General features: G+C 63.0%; 15 protein-coding genes. 6 read left to right on the forward strand and 9 right to left on the reverse strand.

Annotated elements, in window-relative coordinates; translation table 11 throughout:
• Positions 1-264: 264 nt before the first annotated feature.
• Both BM019_RS15430 and BM019_RS15435 read left to right on the forward strand, forming a co-directional pair.
• Positions 265-1,155: a universal stress protein gene (locus BM019_RS15430; protein ID WP_092418791.1), complete on the forward strand. Its 891-nt coding sequence runs from the start codon at positions 265-267 to the stop codon at positions 1,153-1,155.
• 169 nt (positions 1,156-1,324) lie between these two features.
• Positions 1,325-2,248, forward strand: coding sequence for a universal stress protein (locus tag BM019_RS15435; protein WP_092418792.1), 924 nt, complete (start codon positions 1,325-1,327; stop codon positions 2,246-2,248).
• An 87-nt stretch (positions 2,249-2,335) separates the two neighbouring features.
• On the opposite strand, the gene BM019_RS15440 is transcribed toward BM019_RS15435, so the two are convergent.
• The 7 genes from BM019_RS15440 to BM019_RS15465 all read right to left on the reverse strand — a co-directional run bounded on the left by BM019_RS15440 (position 2,336) and on the right by BM019_RS15465 (position 9,837).
• On the reverse strand, positions 2,336-3,358 hold the full coding sequence (locus BM019_RS15440) for an XdhC family protein (protein WP_092418793.1): 1,023 nt from the start codon (positions 3,356-3,358) through the stop codon (positions 2,336-2,338).
• An 81-nt stretch (positions 3,359-3,439) separates the two neighbouring features.
• Entirely contained in the window at positions 3,440-4,792 is a 1,353-nt protein-coding gene (locus BM019_RS15445; protein WP_092418794.1) for a c-type cytochrome, read from the reverse strand.
• Between the two features lie 16 nt (positions 4,793-4,808).
• On the reverse strand, positions 4,809-7,058 hold the full coding sequence (locus BM019_RS15450; RefSeq protein ID WP_092418795.1) for a xanthine dehydrogenase family protein molybdopterin-binding subunit: 2,250 nt from the start codon (positions 7,056-7,058) through the stop codon (positions 4,809-4,811).
• Positions 7,058-7,525, reverse strand: a complete 468-nt coding sequence (locus BM019_RS15455) for a (2Fe-2S)-binding protein (RefSeq protein ID WP_092418796.1) — start codon at positions 7,523-7,525, stop codon at positions 7,058-7,060. The genes BM019_RS15450 and BM019_RS15455 overlap by 1 nt, the downstream gene beginning before the upstream one ends.
• A 72-nt stretch (positions 7,526-7,597) precedes the next feature.
• Positions 7,598-7,762, reverse strand: a complete 165-nt coding sequence (locus BM019_RS30805) for a hypothetical protein (protein ID WP_007925629.1) — start codon at positions 7,760-7,762, stop codon at positions 7,598-7,600.
• Positions 7,763-7,949: 187 nt separating this feature from the next.
• Positions 7,950-8,672: an SDR family oxidoreductase gene (locus BM019_RS15460; RefSeq protein ID WP_092418797.1), complete on the reverse strand. Its 723-nt coding sequence runs from the start codon at positions 8,670-8,672 to the stop codon at positions 7,950-7,952.
• Between the two features lie 238 nt (positions 8,673-8,910).
• Positions 8,911-9,837 carry a LysR family transcriptional regulator gene (locus tag BM019_RS15465; RefSeq protein WP_092418798.1) on the reverse strand — a complete coding sequence of 309 codons (927 nt, stop codon included), beginning with the start codon at positions 9,835-9,837 and terminating at the stop codon, positions 8,911-8,913.
• Positions 9,838-9,947: 110 nt separating this feature from the next.
• On the opposite strand from BM019_RS15465, the gene BM019_RS15470 reads away from it, so the two are divergent.
• The 4 genes from BM019_RS15470 (at position 9,948) to BM019_RS15485 (ending at position 13,567) form a co-directional block, all read left to right on the forward strand.
• Positions 9,948-10,700, forward strand: a complete 753-nt coding sequence (locus BM019_RS15470) for a 3-oxoacyl-ACP reductase family protein (RefSeq protein ID WP_092418799.1) — start codon at positions 9,948-9,950, stop codon at positions 10,698-10,700.
• Between the two features lie 16 nt (positions 10,701-10,716).
• Positions 10,717-11,310 carry an NADPH-dependent F420 reductase gene (locus BM019_RS15475; protein WP_239691086.1) on the forward strand — a complete coding sequence of 198 codons (594 nt, stop codon included), beginning with the start codon at positions 10,717-10,719 and terminating at the stop codon, positions 11,308-11,310.
• 169 nt (positions 11,311-11,479) lie between these two features.
• The gene (locus BM019_RS15480; protein ID WP_092418801.1) at positions 11,480-12,100 is read left to right on the forward strand and encodes a TetR/AcrR family transcriptional regulator; all 621 of its coding nucleotides are present in this window, start codon (positions 11,480-11,482) and stop codon (positions 12,098-12,100) included.
• Between the two features lie 195 nt (positions 12,101-12,295).
• Positions 12,296-13,567, forward strand: a complete 1,272-nt coding sequence (locus BM019_RS15485) for an OmpP1/FadL family transporter (protein ID WP_009043872.1) — start codon at positions 12,296-12,298, stop codon at positions 13,565-13,567.
• A 99-nt stretch (positions 13,568-13,666) separates the two neighbouring features.
• On the opposite strand, the gene BM019_RS15490 is transcribed toward BM019_RS15485, so the two are convergent.
• Both BM019_RS15490 and BM019_RS15495 read right to left on the reverse strand, forming a co-directional pair.
• The gene (locus tag BM019_RS15490; protein WP_092418802.1) at positions 13,667-14,452 is read right to left on the reverse strand and encodes an SDR family NAD(P)-dependent oxidoreductase; all 786 of its coding nucleotides are present in this window, start codon (positions 14,450-14,452) and stop codon (positions 13,667-13,669) included.
• Positions 14,453-14,607: 155 nt separating this feature from the next.
• A complete protein-coding gene (locus BM019_RS15495; RefSeq protein WP_092418803.1) occupies positions 14,608-16,068 on the reverse strand; it encodes an efflux transporter outer membrane subunit in 1,461 nt (486 codons plus the stop codon).
• Positions 16,069-16,214 lie beyond the last annotated feature (146 nt).

Raw genomic sequence — 16,214 nt, forward strand, 5'->3', positions numbered from 1 at the left:
CTGCTGGCGAAAAGCAGGCGACGAATGGGGAAAAACACCTGCTCCCTCATCGGGCACAGGCAGGATACGCCAGGGGTGGGTGCTCAGGTTTATCTGCGCAGGGGCGTTTTTCGGCGTCTTGCGCGGGGATCTGACATAGATCAGAACCCTGGGGGCGCGCAGGGAGGAGTCTGGGTCGACACTGATGCCGATCCCGCGAAGGCGCAACGGCTGCCTTCATCAACGGGCACCTGGCATCGAAGCCCACCTGTCTGGAGGTCGATCATGAGCCAGTACCAACGGTTGTTGCTGATCATCAACCCGGCTCAACGCCATTCCCATGCCATAGATCACGCCGCAGCCCTGGCCCGGGCCAGCGGCGCGAGCCTGCATATCGCGGCCTTGATGAGGTCACTGGATATTCTGTGGTTGCTCGAAGAGGGCGACCGCAAACAGGCCAGGGAAGGTTACTTGCAGGACCATCGCGACTGGCTCAAGGCCCAGGTAGAAGACTTGCGTGGCCAGGGGCTGGCCGTGACGATGGAGGTGGCATGGGTCGATGACATGCAGCAAGGCATCCTCGACCATGTCGTGGAAATGCAGCCCGACCTGTTGATCAAGCAGATAGAGCATGAGCCGCGGCTCAGGCGCGCGCTCTTCACCCCCCTGGACTGGCACTTGCTGCGCCATTGCCCGATACCGGTGTATCTGACCGGCGGGAATGGCAGCCTCTTGCCGCGCAAAGTCGTGGCCGCGGTCGAAGTGTCGGACACCAAGCCTGCGGACAACGAGCTCAACAAGCGGATCATCCATGAGGCTTCCAGTCTCGCTTTGCAGTGCGATGCCGAGCTGCACCTGCTTTACGCCTGTGATATCTCCGCGGCCTTTCTGGAAAATATGAGCGGCGTCGGCCTGACCCTGGCGGACCTTACCCGCAAGCTGCGCGAGGATCTGGAACAATCCTTCCTCGGACTGGCCGAGCGCTTTGGCGTGCCTGCCGACTGTCGGCACTTCATCAAGGGCCCACCCGTCTCGGTGCTGAGCGAGTTTGCCCACGCGCAGGAGGTGGATGTGATCGTGATGGGCAGGAACCAGTCCCGCGGGCTGGCCAAGCTGGTGGGTAGCACGATCGAACATATTCTGTATCAGGTGCCTTGCAGCGTTCTGGCGGTCTAGGGGAGGGCGCCGGAGCAGGCTTCGGGCAGAGCAGGAGCAGAAGGGCGCGGCCCTGGCCGAGATCAGACGCCGCGCATCGCCGATGCCCCATCGGCAAGGGTACGAAGGCTCTGGCAGGAAGCCGGGCTTGCGGTAAGGCAGGTGAAGCGTTACTAGGACGAGGTGTGCGATGTTGAGAATTCAGCGTTTATTGCTCATTGCCCCAATCGAGATGACCCGCACCCCAGCGTTCGACCGGGCGTTGGCGCTGGCCAGCGCAACCGGTGCGATGTTGCACATTGTCGCTTTCGATCATGTCAACGCGCTGGCGGTGGCCGGCCTGTTCGACCACGACGCCATGAGCCAGGCCCGGGAAGGTTACCTGCAGGTGCACCGCCACTGGCTCGAACAGCAGGCGCGCTTTCAACGCTGCGAGGGCTTGCGGGTGACCACTGAAGTGGTCTGGGCCAGGTTGAGCCCGGCCCACGTGCTTGAGTACGTGAACGACTTCCACCCGGACCTGGTGATCAAGGATGTGCAACGGGTGCCGGCACTCGACCGGGTCTTCCATCGGCCTCTGGACTGGCTGCTGTTGCGGGATTGTCCCGCTTTCTTGCACCTGGTCAGCAGTGCGGAAAACCCCAAGCCGCTGAAGATCCTCGCCGCCATCGACCTGTCGCACCTGGAGGCCCTGACCCAAGGGCTCAATGCCCGGATTCTCGACCTGGCCTCGACGCTGGCAATGTCCTGCAGCGCGACCTTGCACCTGCTCAATGTCAGCAACTGGTCGGTGGTGGGCGACGCGGTGATGAGTGTGCCGACCTCGAGTCTGGACGGCAGCTTGCGCGATGCGGTCAACGATGCCCAGCAAGAGGCCTTCGATCTGCTCGCCGAACGTTATGGGGTCGAGCAGAAACACCGACATCTGTTGGCCGGCATTCCCCATCAGGTGATCGGCCATTTCGCTCGCAGGAACGTGTTCGACATGGTCGTGCTGGGCACGGCCTGCCGCCACGGGGTCGAGGTTTTCGTCGGCAGTACCGCCGAGAACCTGCTGCACCATGCCCCCTGCAGCCTGATGCTGGTCAAGCCAGCCTCCGGGGCCGGGAAATGACCACCTGGATACCCCCGGCAGAACACCTGGACCCCAGGCGGCGTGGGGGCCGCTGTCCGCCTGGGATTTCGAGAGCGATGGTCTCGATCAGGCCACGGGCGCCTCTTGCTCGCGGGCCTGCTTGGCGTTCGAAACGTCAAGGGTGCGGGGCAGGGCGACAGCGTTCTTGGCGGCGAGGATCTCGGCCATGACGCTCACGGCGATCTCGGCGGGGGTCTTGCTGCCGATGTAGATGCCGATGGGGCCGTGCAGGCGCTGGAGCGAGGCTTCGGTTTCGCCGAAGTGTTCGATCAGGCGTTCGCGGCGCAGTTGGCTGTTACGCCGCGAACCGATGGCGCCGATGTAGAAGGCCGGGCTGTGCAGGGCCTCGAGCAGGGCCAGGTCGTCGAGCTTGGGGTCGTGGCTGACGGCGACGATGCAAGTGCGCAGGTCCGGGGCGAATTCGCGGACTATGTCGTCCGGCATGCCGACCAACTGTTCCACGCCCGCCACGCTCCAGCCGCCGATGTATTCGGGGCGGGGGTCGCAGACCGCGACCCGGAAACCGTTGAACAGCGCCATGGTCGCCAGGTATTCGGCCAGCGCGCCGGCCCCGATCAGCAGCAGGCGGTAGCCGGGGCCCAGGGTGTTGAGCATCTGCCGGCCATCGAAGATGAACTGCTCCGGGGTAGCGCTGATTGCCAGGGACACTTGGCCGCTGCCCAGGTCCAGGCTGCGGCGCACCAGCTTGCCGGCGTTGAGTTGGGCCAGCAGCTGTTCGAGGGCATCCCTCGATGGGGTGAATTCGAGGATCAGTTCCAGGGTGCCGCCACAGGGCAGGCCAAAGCGGTGCGCTTCGTCGGCGCTGATGCCGTAGCGCACCACTTGCGGCGGCCCGTCGGGCAGGCCGCTGCCATCGTAGGCGTTGGTGTAGCGGTGGATCAGGTCGTCCTCGATGCAACCTCCCGACACGCTGCCGACCACCCGACCATCGCCGCGCAGGGCCATCATCGAGCCCACGGGACGGGGCGAGGAGCCCCAGGTGCGGGCCACGGTGGCGAGCAACACGCGATGGCCGGCCTGGAGCCAGTCATGGGCGGTGCTCAGGACCAGTAGATCGATGCTTTCCATGGGGACCTCGGTTGTTCAGGGGAGGGGCTGCTGGCCGATCCGCTCCTGGCCAGGGGGATCGCCAGCAGCTCACTCCTTCTTTCAGCGCATGTGCAGGATGATCGGGCTGCTGCTGGCCGGGTCGGTATGCCCGCGCAGCTTACCGACCGCTTGCGCATCGACCGCGCCACCCTGGTTGCCCCAGGTGCCGCGCACGAAGCTCAGGACCTCGGCGATTTCCCGGTCCGACAATTGCTCGCGAAAGGCCGGCATGCGGTAGGCATCCGGCACGCCGGCGGTGACCACACGCTGCGAGCCGTTGAGGGTGATGTTGATCGCCGACGCGTTTTCCTTGGCCAGTGCCGAAGTGGCGCCCGCCAAAGGCGGCATCCATTCGGCCTGGCCCTGGCCGTCCAGGCCATGGCAGGAGGCGCATCGGGTCACGTAGGTATGGGCTCCGGGGCTGTCCAGGCGGGTGGCGGCGGACACGGCCTGGTACTGCCAGGGCGCGCCGTCGCGCTGCGGATCGCCGGGCAGCGACTTGAGGTAGCGGGCGATCGCGGCCAGGTCCTCGTCGGCCATGAACTGGGTGGAGTTGTTGAACGCCTCGGTCATCGAGCCGTAGACCACCGCGTGCTGGTTACGCCCGGTCTTGAGGAACTGCACGATCTGCGGCTCGCTCCAGCGGCCCAGGCCGGTGTTGGAGTCCTGGCGCAGGCTCGGCGCATACCAGCCGTCGAGCAGGGCGCCGGCGAGGAACGGCGCGCCGGACTCATCCAGGGCCTGCTCGTTGAACGCCAGGCCGCGCGGGGTGTGGCAGCTGCCGCAGTGACCCGGCCCCTGGACGATGTAGGCGCCGCGGTTCCATAACGCATCCTGCGCCGGTTTGGCCGCGTAGGGCGTGCTCGGGGCGAACAGGCCGTTCCACAGCGCGATGGGCCAGCGCATGTTCAGCGGCCAGGGGATAGCGCTGGGGACGTTGGGCTGGCTGACCGGTTGCACGCCTTTCATGAAGAACGCGTACAGCGCGCGCATGTCATCGTCGCTGAGCTTGACGTAGGACGGGTAGGGCATGGCCGGGTAGAGCCGCCGCCCGCCCGGGGCGACGCCATGGCGCACGGCGCGGTCGAAGTCGGCCAGGCTGTAGGCACCGATGCCGGTGTCCCGGTCGGGGGTGACGTTGGTGGCGTGGATGGCGCCCAGCGGCGTGGCCATTTCCAGGCCGCCGGCAAAGGGCGCCTTGCCCGGCAGGCTGTGGCAGGCCACGCAATCGCTGACCCGGGCGACGTACTCGCCGCGGCTCACCAAGGCGGGGTCGAAGCGGGTCGCCGCGGCCTGTTCCTGCTCGAAGGGCGAGGCGGGCTCGCGGGTGACATACCAGGCCAGCAGGCCTGCCGCGACCAGGCACGGCAAGGCCAGCCAGCCTGCGGTTCTTGCGAATCGGCTGTTATTCATGGGCAGTCCTTGTCGGTCAGCTGAAGGTGTATCGGCTCAATGGCAGGCTACGGATGCGCTGGCCGGTCAGCCGCGCCACCGCGTTGGCCACCGCCGGCGCCACCGCGGGCAGCGGGGGCTCGCCGACGCCGCCCATCTTTTCGCCACTCTCGACAATCCGTACATGCACCCGCGCCATGCGTGAAGGCGGCAGGATCGGGTACAGGTCGTAGTTGCGCGCCCGGGGCTTGCCGTCCACGTACACCGCTTCTTCCACCAATGTCTGGGACAACCCCAGGGCCACGGCGCCATTGACCTGGGCCTCGACGATCGCCGGGTTGACGATGCTGCCCGGGTCGATGGCCTGCCAGATGTCGTGGACCTTGACCTGGCCATTTTCGATCGACACCTCGGCGATCGCCGCCGTGTGCGAGCCGAACGGCGAGGCCATGGCCACGCCGCGGGCGCGGCGAGTGCCGTCCTCGGCGGTGAACGGGCCGCGCTTCCAGCCGCCGGACAGTTCGCCCACCGCCTGCAGCAGAGTGGTCAGGCGCGGGTTGTCGCGCAGCAGGTGCTGGCGTAGCTCGTACGGGTCGCGACCGCCTTTGTCCGCCAGTTCGTCGAGGAAGGCTTCGTAGAAGAAGTCGTTGAGCGAATTGCCCACCGAGCGCCAGTAGCCGAGCATGGCCGGCCCCTTGACGTAGATCTGTGCGATGCGCTTGTTGGCAATGGCGTAGGACTTGCCCGACAGACCTTCGAGGGCGGTGGGGTCGAGTTTCTCGCCCTGTTTGCCGGCGATGGCCTCGGTGGGGCCTTCGGTGGCGCTCACCGCTTCGATGGCCACCGGCAGCCCTTCGGCATCCAGCGCGGCCTGGAACTTGACCACGGCGACCGGACGCAGCACGTCACGCAGGAACTCTTCCTCGCGGCTCCAGATCAGCTTGACCGGGCGGCCGACGGCCTTGGCCAGGGCGATGGCCTGCGGGTAGGGACTGGCCGAGTCATAGAGGAAATGCCGGCCGAAAAAGCCGCCCAGCAGCGGCGAGTGCAGGGTGATCCGCGAGGGATCGAGACCGGTGCGCCTGGCGATGTCGGCGCGGAACATGTCCGGCGCCTGGTTGGGCAGCCAGACCTCCAGCGAACCGTCGGGATTGAAGCGCGCCAGGGCCGAAGGCGGCTCCAGCTGGGCGTGGTTGAGGTACTGGTTGTGGTAGGTGGCCTCGACCCGGGTCTTGGCGTTGGCCAGGGCGGTGGCCACGTCGCCTTCGTTTTCGTCGTCGCGGGCCGGGCCTTGCTGGCCGGCGAGAAAATTGCGGAAGCCATCGCTGGAAAAATCAGCGGGCATTGGCCGTACCTTCGAGTCGGCGGACGCTTCCTGCCAGTCGACCTGAATGGCTTCCACCGCGCGCTTGGCGTGCCACCAGCGTTCGGCGACCACGGCCACCGCGCCGGGCAGCTGGTGAACGGAGTGCACGCCTTTCATGGCCTTGACCTGGGCCTCGTTGCGCAGGCTGCCCACCGTCATGCCCAGGCGCGGCGCGTGCTGCACGGCGGCGTGGAGCATGCCGTCGACCTTCAGGTCGATGCTGTACAGCGCCTTGCCGGTGGATTTCTCGTAGGCATCGACGCGCCGCACCGGCTTGCCGATCCAGCGGAACTGGCTCGGGTCGCGCAGGGTGATGCTGGCCGGGTCGGGCACCGGCATGTCCAGGGCGCGACCGGCCAATTCACCGTAACCCAGGGAGCGGCCGGAAGCGGCATGCAGCACCCGGCCAGGCTCGGTGGACAGCTCCGCCAGCGGTACGCCCAGTTGCTCGGCGCCGGCCTGCAGCAGCATGGCCCGGGCCAGGGCGCCCAGGCGACGCATGGTCGGGTAGCTCATGCGTACCGACATGCTGCCGCCGGTGATGCGCATGCCGTTCTCCATGACCACGTAGGCTTCGCCAGGCGGCGCGGCCTCGACCACGAAGGTGGCGGGGTCGGCGTCCAGCTCTTCACCGACGATCTGCGCCATGGCGGTGTGGGTGCCTTGTCCGCCTTCCATGAAGGGGCTGAGCAGGCGCACGCTGCCATCCGGGCGAATCTCCAGGAACGCCGGCACCTGGGTCCCGCGTTCCGCGGTGTTCGCCGTGGCGGCCAGGACCCTGGTCGAACCCAGCGGCAGGCCGAAACCGAGCACCAGCGCGCCCACGGCGGCGCCGGTCAGAAAGCGCCGGCGGGACAGGTTGACCGGTTCGTCCAGCGGCAGGTCCAGGAGGTCTTCAGCGAAATCGATGGGCTTGTTCATCAGGCGTTTTCCTTCTTGGCAGGCTGGGCGGCCAGGTCATGCACGGTGGCATGGATGGCGTTGTAGGTGCCGCAGCGGCACAGGTTGACCATCGCCGCCTCGATCTGCGCATCGCTGGGCGCGGGACTGTGCTTGAGCAGCGCGGTGGCCGCCATGACCTGCCCGGACTGACAGTAGCCGCACTGGGCCACCTGGTGCTCGACCCAGGCGGCCACCACGCGCTTGCCGACTTCGTCCGCCTCGATCGCCTCGATGGTGGTGACCTCGCGGCCGACCACACCCGCCACCGGGGTGACGCAGGCGCGCACCACATTGCCGTCCACCAGCACCGAACAAGCGCCGCACTGGGCCAGGCCGCAGCCATACTTGGTGCCGGTCAGGCCCAGGTCATCGCGGATCACCCACAGCAACGGCGTGTCGGCGTCGGCATCGACCTGATAGGTCTTCTGGTTGATTCGTAGTTCCATGGCTCACCTGCTGATCATCGGTTGGTGTGTCTTTGTTTTTTCTTCAGGAGGCGCCACCAGGCGCGTCCTTGCTCAAGAAACGCGGGTAAAGGGGCGGATACGCCAATCCGCTGCCCCGTGCGCCGGGCTGGCCGCAAGCACGTCGGAGTGGGCCGGAAGGTCCAGCGAGAGAAAATGCGAGGAGGTGTCGAGGGTGTGTGCCAGGGGCGATGCCTGGCCGGCGCGGGCTTGGGTCATGGCGGCTGGCTCCTAGTGATCGGACTCTAGCCCAGGGGCCCTGCGTTTCCTATCCGATACCCGGCAAGCTCAGAGGATCAGGCAAGTATTCCAGAGGAATGCGCAATAACGCGGGGATGGGCGGCTCGAACACTGCAACCAGATCTGGGCAATTGCTTGAAAAGGTGCTGAGCCGCAGGTGTTGTCGTTAGAACGTCGACTTACCGATGGACGCTCCGCCATCGACAAACAATGTCTGGCCGGTGATAAAACCGCTCTGCTCCGATAACAGAAAGGCGATGGCCGCCGCGATTTCATCCGGCTGACCGAGCCTGCCCATGGGAACGCTCGCCAGATAACGAGCTTCGCCGTCGCTGCCGGGCGGATTCCCGGCGCGGAACAACTCGGTTTCCGTGGGGCCTGGAGCAATGGCGTTGACGGTGATCCCGGTGGTTGCCAATTCCAGTGCCCAGGACCGCGTGAAACTGACCAGTGCGGCTTTTGCCGCGGCATAGGCGGTACGGTGCGCGATCCCCAGAATGGTCAAGCTGGAAATGTTGACGATCCTTCCCCAGCCTCGATTGCGCATGCCCGGCAGCAATGCTTGCGTTGCCTGCAAGGCGCTATGCAGGTTGATTCGCATGACCTCGTCAAAGTCATCCAGATGTATATCGCCCAATGCCTGCGGGCGCACCAGGCCAACGTTATTGATCAAGCCATCGAAGTCATAACGTGAAACGAGCGCCGCCAGCGTTCTTTCGGTTTGTTCCCGATTGTCCAGATCGAGGGAAATGAGGGTGCCGGGAAAGTGTGGATCGTTGCTGTCGCGAGCGATGCCGACCACCTGGTGGCCTGCTTGGAACAACTGGGCCGCGAGTGCGCGCCCGATGCCTTTGCTGGCACCGGTGATAAGGAAGGTACGTGTTTTCATTGCAGTACTCCAAACACCCGGCAACATCCGGGATCGGGGAAGAAGGGCATCGCCAGGATGTGTCGCGCAATCGACCTGGGCGGTGTCAGAGGCGTGTTGTTTCAGTCGCCCGAGTTAATGTCCGGACACTCTATTGATGTGTGCCTTGACGATAAACCACCGCCAATGGAATTCATTTGGACCTTGAAGGCAATAATGCCGTGCGCTGGCGAGGCTTGAGTCTGGCTTTGCGACGTCGTTAGCCTCGCGCATCAAAGCGTTTCGCCCATTGCTGCTCGCGGGCATGACTCACCAGCATGTCCACGAAGACCCGCGTCTTGGCCGGCAGCAGTTTCTGCCCCGCGAAGTACAGCGAGATGGGCCCCGCATCGACATACCAGTCCGGCAGTACCCGTTCAAGGGCGCCACTTTGCAGATGGTCAAGCACATCGGGAATCGCCAATAGCGCGACGCCCAGTCCCATGAGCGCGCTCTGGCAAAGTGCTTGTGGGTCGTTGACCAGCAACCGTGGGCGCAACTCCAGTGCCGCACGCTGTTCCTTGGGGCCTTGCAGTGTCCAGCCGCGGACCTTGCCGCTTTGTAGCGAGCGCATGGCCAGATGCTCAAGGTCATTCAACTGCTCGGGACGACGTACAGGAGGGTGCCTGGACAGACAGTCCGGCGATGCCACGAGCACCAAATGCGCCGGTGACAGATCCCGGGCGATCACCCCGGGCGAAAGCTCGATGCCGCCGCCGATGGCGACGTCAAATCCATCGGCGATCAGCTCCACCTGGCGATTGTCGAAGTGCCACTCGGGAACCACCGCCGGATATCGCTTCATGAACTGCGGCATCAACGGCAGCAGGTAGTCGCGGCCAAAAGCGGGCGCCGCGGAAATACGCAGCACCCCAGCCGGTTCTCCGGCGTTGCTGGTTACGTCGGCAATCGCCGCCTGGACAGTCTCCAGCCCACCCTCGACGTTAGCCAGAAAACGCTCCCCAGCCTCGGTCAAGGTCAGTCGGCGAGTGCTGCGTTGAAACAGGCGTACCCCCAGGTTGGCTTCCAGTTGGGCGACATTCCTGCTCACCGCGGCCGGCGTGATACCCAGGCGCCGCGCGGCGGCAGAGAAACTGCCTGCCTCTGCGCTGCGAACGAAAGATTGCAGATTGGCCAGGGTTTCCATGATCGATACCTTCAAGCAAACGTTGAAAGTGATTCTAGTCACTCCCTACTACTTGATGGAAAAAGAAAAGCGTTTCATAGCCTCACCAACCACCACTCGAGGCTCACACCATGAACCCTGTCACGCTTCCTCTCTCTGGCAAGATCGCCATCGTCACCGGCGGCTCACGCAGTATCGGAGCGGCCATTGCCCAACGCCTGGCCGCGGACGGCGCCGCTGTCGCCATTACCTACAACGCCTCGCCTGATCGTGCCGCGGCCCTGGTCGAGGCGATCACCGCTGCCGGCGGTCGAGCTATTTCGCTGGCGGCCGACGCTGGAGATCCCGAGGCTGTACGCGCCGCGGTCCAGCAGGTCGCCACGTTATTCGGCAAGGTCGATATCCTGGTCAACAACGCCGGCATCAGTGTGCTCGGTGCGCCGGAAGACATCGCTTTCGAGGACTTCCAGCGCATCCTCGCGGTAAATGTCACCGGTGTTTTCGTGGCCACCCAGGAGGCGCTCAAGCACATGGGGCAGGGGGGGCGAATCATTCATATCGGCAGCTCCATGGTGCAATACGCGGCTTTCGCCACCGCCTCCGCCTATACCCTGACCAAGGGCGCCGTGGCGGGCTTCAGCCGAGGCCTGGTGCGAGACCTGGGACCCCGCGGCATCACCGTGAATACCGTCCACCCCGGGCCGACCGACAGCGACATGAACCCCGCCGAGGGGCCGGTGGCGGACTTCGTACGCCCCAATATCGCCGTGGGACGCTACGGGGAAGGGCGGGACATCGCCAGCGCAGTGGCCTATCTGGCCAGCCCCGAAGCCAGTTTCGTCACCGGTGCCGAATTGATGATCGACGGCGGCTTCACCGCCTGAGGAGCCAGACATGAACATGAGTATCAGCATCATTGGAGCAGGCGCCATAGGCAGCGCGATCGCCAGGTTACTGACGAAGGCTGGCCTGGACGTGAGCATCGCCAACAGCCGTGGCCCTGAAAGCCTCACATCGCTGATCGCCGAACTGGGGCCCAAGGCTCAAGCCGTTACCGCCGAGCAAGCGGCTACTGCAGACCTGGTGTTCCTGGCGGTGAACTGGTCGAAGATTCCATCGGCACTGGCTGGGCTGGGACCCTGGGAAGGAAGGATTGTGGTGGATACCAACAACCCGATTGAAGCGCCGCTGTTCAAGCCCTTTGACCTGGGAGGCCAACCTTCCACCCAGGTCGTGGCGCAAATGCTACCCGGCGCCCACGTGGTCAAGGCCTTCAACCATCTATCGCCGAATCTGCTGGCCAACCCGAACGCCGAAGGGGGCAAGCGCGTGTTGTTTGTCTCTGGAGAGCATGCGCACGCCAAGCAGCAGGTCAGCGAGCTGATCCAGCAACTGGGGTTCCATGGCATCGACTTGGGCGACTTGCAACAAGGGCAACTCGCGCAATTTCCCGGAGGGCCTTTGCCGGCGCTCAATCTGGTCAAACATGACTGACGAGGAGGCCGGTGAATACCGGCCTCGCTTTATGAGAACTGTACTGAGAGCAGGTTCAGCCGGAGTTTTTCCAGTTGCCCCGGAAAGGCGTTCGGAACGATGGTTTTGTGACTGGATATCTTGTCGGTCACAAGTTGTCAGTCCGCAATAGGGTGAGTAAGCTGTTCCCATGAATCAGCCATCGATATCTCCGCCCAGCGCCCGTGGCCCAGCCGATCACGACATTCGAAACCAGATTGTCGCGGCGGCCAACGAGCACTTCAGTCAGTACGGCTATGGCAAAACCACGGTCTCCGACCTGGCGAAAGCCATCGGTTTTTCCAAAGCCTATATCTACAAGTTTTTTGATTCCAAGCAGGCGATCGGTGAAGCCATCTGCACAAATTGCCTGGCAGAAATCGTTGCGGCTGTTGAACAGGCCATCAGTGGAGAGACCCTTTCGGCAACGGAGCGCTTTCGGCGCCTGGTCAAAACGGTGATCGCCACAGGTGTGAACCTGTTCTTCAACGATCGTAAACTCTATGACATCGCAGCGTTTTCTGTGTCGGAGCGCTGGTCCAGTTCGCAAGTTTATGAAGCACAGATCAAGCAATTCATTTTGCAGATTGTGCGTGAAGGGCGAGAGGTCGGTGAGTTTGAACGCAAGACTCCCCTGGACGAGACGGTAGACGCGATACATCTTGCTCTGCGGCCATTCGTCAATCCTCTACTGCTGCAGTACAACCTCGATTTTGTCGAAGAGGCGCCCACGCTCACCTCCAATCTCATCTTGCGCAGCCTCATGCCTTGATCTTCGGCTAACGCTCGAACGCCTGCTGCTCTGGGCGAGGTATTGCCCAATAGGTTTTTCACTTTGCCCTTCCTCCAACCGTCGAAGGGCATTTATTTATCTGTTATGTGACTATTGACTGAAATAGTCACATGGATAAGTATGCGTCCGTTGCTTCTGCTGTTTTATCCCGGTGATAACCCTAGAGTTCTAATAATGAAAAAAATATTGCTCATGAGCCCACTTGGGCTCGCTGTTGCGCTCGCGTCTTCTTATGTGTCTGCGAGCGGCTTCGCTCTCAATGAACAGAGCATCAGCGGGATGGGCTCTGGATTTGCCGGTCGTTCCTCCTCCGCTGAAGATGCGAGCACGGTGTTCGGCAATCCGGCGGGTATGTCACGCTTGAAAAGAGAACAGGTCAGCGTAGGGGCGGCGGCGCTTTTCGCGAAGTCCGACATCAGCCAGACCCGCAGTACATTCGCAGGCCAGGAAGACGGCGACATGGTGCCCACGACTACGGTACCTATGGGCTACTACGTCAAACCCATTGATGAGCACTGGGCATTCGGTGTCGGGTTTTATGTGCCTTTCGGCCTGATGACCGATTATGGCAGCGGCTTTGCAGGGCGTTACTACGCTAACAAAAGCGAGGTCACGACATTCACCTTCCAGCCCACCATCAGCTATGCCTTTAACGACACCGTTTCGATCGGGTTCGGTCCCACCATCAACCGTATCAGCGGCGAGTTGTCCGGGATGGTGCCCAATCCGCTCAGCCCTGGTCGCAACGACGGAAAACTCAAAAGCAATGGCGACGATACGGCCCTGGGTTTCAACGCCGGCATTCTGGTACAGGCTACCGATCGAACTCGCCTCGGATTGACCTACCATTCCAAGGTCAGTTACCACCTGGATGCCAAGACCAAGGTCACCGACGGCATCTTTAGCGTGTTGGGGGTGAGCGGCCGCAGCTATGACGCTTCGCTGGATGTGGATACGCCGGAGTCGGTGGACTTCTCGGTAACTCATCAGCTCAGTAATGACTGGACGCTCTATCTGGGGAGCACCTGGACCCGCTGGAGTCGCTTCAAGGAATTAACCATCGAGAACACGGGCTTGCCTCCTTTATTGAGCGGCTCGCTGGGCACGGTTACCGAAGAACAGGACTGGCACGATACGTGGGCCCACGCTATCGGTACGGCGTACAAGCTGAACGATCGCTGGGTACTTCGTGCCGGCTTGTCAGTCGACCAGTCGCCCGCCAACAACACCCATCGTGGACCCCGTATTCCAACAGGCGACCGGACAGTTATCAGCTTCGGGGCTGGCTGGACTCCGGCGGACAATGTCACGATCGATGTCGCTTATTCCTATCTGTGGGAGGAGAGCGTGCAGGTCAACGGTACCTCCGCGACCCGGGGCGCATACAGTGCCAAGTACAAGAACAGCGCGAGCGGGCTCGGCACTTCCGTTAGCTATCGTTTCTAGGATAGGGCACCGTTCTACGATAAGGGGCCGGCCGGGAGTGCAGGTTACTTCCCGGCCTTTTAAAGCATATTTCCCTCGGGGAAGCCGCTTCGTCGCCACTCACACGCCCATGACGCGCGACATGAGCTCCTGATGAAATCGGCGTGGCGTGGCCCAGGTCAAGACGGTGATAGCCTTGTTGCCAAAACCTGGCACGACACTCATACGTCCGGCTTGCAACGCACGGATTCCTGCACGCACAACGGGCTCGGGCTGCATCATGACGCTTTTCAAGGCCGGCGTGATTTTCTGCTTGGCGCTTTGTGCAAAGCCGGTGTCCGACATCCCAGGACAAAGGGCGGTCACGATGACGCCAGCGCTTTTGAGTTCACGATGAAGCGCGTCGGAGAAACGAAGCACATAAGCCTTCGCCGCAGAGTAGACGGCGAAATTCTTCACGCCCTGAAAAGACAGCAGGCTGGCGACCATCAGGATGTGGCCACGTTGCCGGGTTCGCATGTCTGCCGCGAAGAGGCGTGTCAGGGCCGTCAAGCTGGCGATATCCAGATCGATCATGGCCAGGGAGTTGTCCAGGGGCTGTTCCAGGAAGGGGCCCTGCAACCCATGACCCGCGTTGTTGATCAGCACATCGATCACGATGTTGCGTTCGCTTAGTCGCTTGTGCAGATCGATAACCGCCGGGATCGAGGACAGGTCTACTTGCTCGACGATGACCTCAACGCCGAAACGTTCGCGCAACTCTGTCGATAGCGCTTCGAGCCTGCTCAGCCTGCGCGCCACCAGGACCAGTGATTTCCCTTGTGCTGCGTATTGCCGGGCAAACTCCTCGCCAAATCCGCTTGAGGCGCCGGTGATGAGCACCCAGGAATTCTCGCTCGCTTTCATATCGCTGTTCTCTGGTTGGTTTATGGAATCGTTTGGGCAGCTGACCGCCGCGCAATCAGAGCGACGCAGATCAATGCTCGCCAACCGGTCACGCGAAGCCCGCTCTCGAACGGGTAGTCGCGTGTGTGCATAAAGCGCCGCGTCGCCTGGTCAAGTCATCGAGTCGCCACGGACCGTGTGTCAGGAGGTTGCCAGCCACCACCGAGGGCCTTGAACGCTGCGACCGCCGCCCGTGCCGATTCCGTTCGCGCCTGCGCTCGGGCATCGGAAGCCTGCAGCATCGTTTCGTCGGCGTGCAGGACATCGATCAGGCTGGCCGTGCCTTTCTGGTAGGCGATGAACGACGATTGGCGAGCCTGCGTCAGGGAGGCTTCGCCTTCGGTCAGGGTGGTTGCCTGGACTTCCCGGTTCACCAGGGCGGAAAAGGCATTCTCGACATCCTCGGTGGCGCGCAGTACGGACTGGCGGTAAGCGGCCAGTGCTTGCGCTTCCTGGCCCTTGGCTTGATCGATTTGAGCGTTTATGCGGCCAAAGTCGAACAGTCTCCAGCGCAGGCCCAACACGCCCGCCGACTGATTGGCGCCGCCGGTGAAAAGATTGCCGCCGGATACCACCGTGGCGCTACCCAGCAATGCGCTGAGGGAGAATTTCGGGTAGTACTCGGCAATCGCCACCCCGATGCGCGCGTTGGAAGCCGCAAGCTGGCGCTCGGCGACGATGAGATCGGGCCTGCGGCGTAGCAGATCGGCCGGCGTTCCCGTGGCCTTTATCTGCGGCGCAAGAGGAATGCTCCCTGCATTGGCCAGTTGCGCGCGATGAGTGCCGGGCGGTGTACCGAGCATGACATCCAGTGCATTCATGGCAGCATCCAGTCCGGTCTGCAGGACCGGCACGGTCGCCTGGACCTGCGATAGCGCGCCCTCGGTCTGCTGAACCTGATAGTTGGCAGCGAGGCCCTTGCCGTAAAGCAAGCGGACTTTCTCTAGCAGCTCCTGCTGCGTTTTGACTTGGCGGTTGGCAATGTCCAGCCGGGCCTGCAATCCGCGGAGGGTGATGTAGATATCGGCGGTCTGCGCGGCGACGGCCAGTCGTGTGGCGGCGGCGCCCGCCTCGGACGCCTGGTACTCGGCGAGTGCGGCTTCGCGTCCGCGCCGCAGGCCGCCAAAGACGTCGACTTCCCAGCCCGCACCGAGGTTAACCTCGTAGGAGTTTCCATACCGATCATAGCCAGGCGTTGAGTTCAACACCTGGCCGAGCGGGGTCTCGATCGATTGGTAGGAACGCGCGGCCTGGCCACTGATGTTCCCCGAGGGCAGCAAGGCGGCATTTGCGGCACCCAGTCCTGCCCGAGCCTGCGTGACTCGCGCCGATGCCTGCGCCAGATCCAGGTTCTGTTCAAGCGCCTTGGAGACGAAGTCGGTCAGCACGGGATCACCAAAACCTTCCCACCAGGCCACAAGACTGGCCGGCGTCGCCACAGGCCTCTGCTCGACGGCAGACTGGCCCAGGTAACGATCCAGAAGAGGAGGATGCGGACGTTGATAGTCCGGACCGACTGCGCAGCCCGCCATCAAGCTGGCGCTTACCCAAAGAGCAATGGGGCGGAGGGGAGGCATTGAGGCTCCTTAAATCGAGGATATTTGTGACCATATTACGTTATGGTCACATCCTGTCAATCAGCACACTTTGATCAGATTATAAAGTTTGCTCAATAAATACGGCGATTTTCCCATGAGCCTGGATAGTTCTGAGACGTCACAGT

This window comes from Pseudomonas sp. NFPP07 (genome assembly GCF_900115645.1).
GTDB lineage: Bacteria > Pseudomonadota > Gammaproteobacteria > Pseudomonadales > Pseudomonadaceae > Aquipseudomonas > Aquipseudomonas chlororaphis.

Bases quoted from the DNA above. Each gene is read 5' to 3' on its own strand.
- BM019_RS15430 (WP_092418791.1), top strand. From the start codon at position 265: ATGAGCCAGTACCAACGGTTGTTGCTGATCATCAACCCGGCTCAACGC.
- BM019_RS15435 (WP_092418792.1), top strand. From the start codon at position 1,325: ATGTTGAGAATTCAGCGTTTATTGCTCATTGCCCCAATCGAGATGACC.
- BM019_RS15440 (WP_092418793.1), bottom strand. From the start codon at position 3,358: ATGGAAAGCATCGATCTACTGGTCCTGAGCACCGCCCATGACTGGCTC.
- BM019_RS15445 (WP_092418794.1), bottom strand. From the start codon at position 4,792: ATGAATAACAGCCGATTCGCAAGAACCGCAGGCTGGCTGGCCTTGCCG.
- BM019_RS15450 (WP_092418795.1), bottom strand. From the start codon at position 7,058: ATGAACAAGCCCATCGATTTCGCTGAAGACCTCCTGGACCTGCCGCTG.
- BM019_RS15455 (WP_092418796.1), bottom strand. From the start codon at position 7,525: ATGGAACTACGAATCAACCAGAAGACCTATCAGGTCGATGCCGACGCC.
- BM019_RS30805 (WP_007925629.1), bottom strand. From the start codon at position 7,762: ATGACCCAAGCCCGCGCCGGCCAGGCATCGCCCCTGGCACACACCCTC.
- BM019_RS15460 (WP_092418797.1), bottom strand. From the start codon at position 8,672: ATGAAAACACGTACCTTCCTTATCACCGGTGCCAGCAAAGGCATCGGG.
- BM019_RS15465 (WP_092418798.1), bottom strand. From the start codon at position 9,837: ATGGAAACCCTGGCCAATCTGCAATCTTTCGTTCGCAGCGCAGAGGCA.
- BM019_RS15470 (WP_092418799.1), top strand. From the start codon at position 9,948: ATGAACCCTGTCACGCTTCCTCTCTCTGGCAAGATCGCCATCGTCACC.
- BM019_RS15475 (WP_239691086.1), top strand. From the start codon at position 10,717: ATGAGTATCAGCATCATTGGAGCAGGCGCCATAGGCAGCGCGATCGCC.
- BM019_RS15480 (WP_092418801.1), top strand. From the start codon at position 11,480: ATGAATCAGCCATCGATATCTCCGCCCAGCGCCCGTGGCCCAGCCGAT.
- BM019_RS15485 (WP_009043872.1), top strand. From the start codon at position 12,296: ATGAAAAAAATATTGCTCATGAGCCCACTTGGGCTCGCTGTTGCGCTC.
- BM019_RS15490 (WP_092418802.1), bottom strand. From the start codon at position 14,452: ATGAAAGCGAGCGAGAATTCCTGGGTGCTCATCACCGGCGCCTCAAGC.
- BM019_RS15495 (WP_092418803.1), bottom strand. From the start codon at position 16,068: ATGCCTCCCCTCCGCCCCATTGCTCTTTGGGTAAGCGCCAGCTTGATG.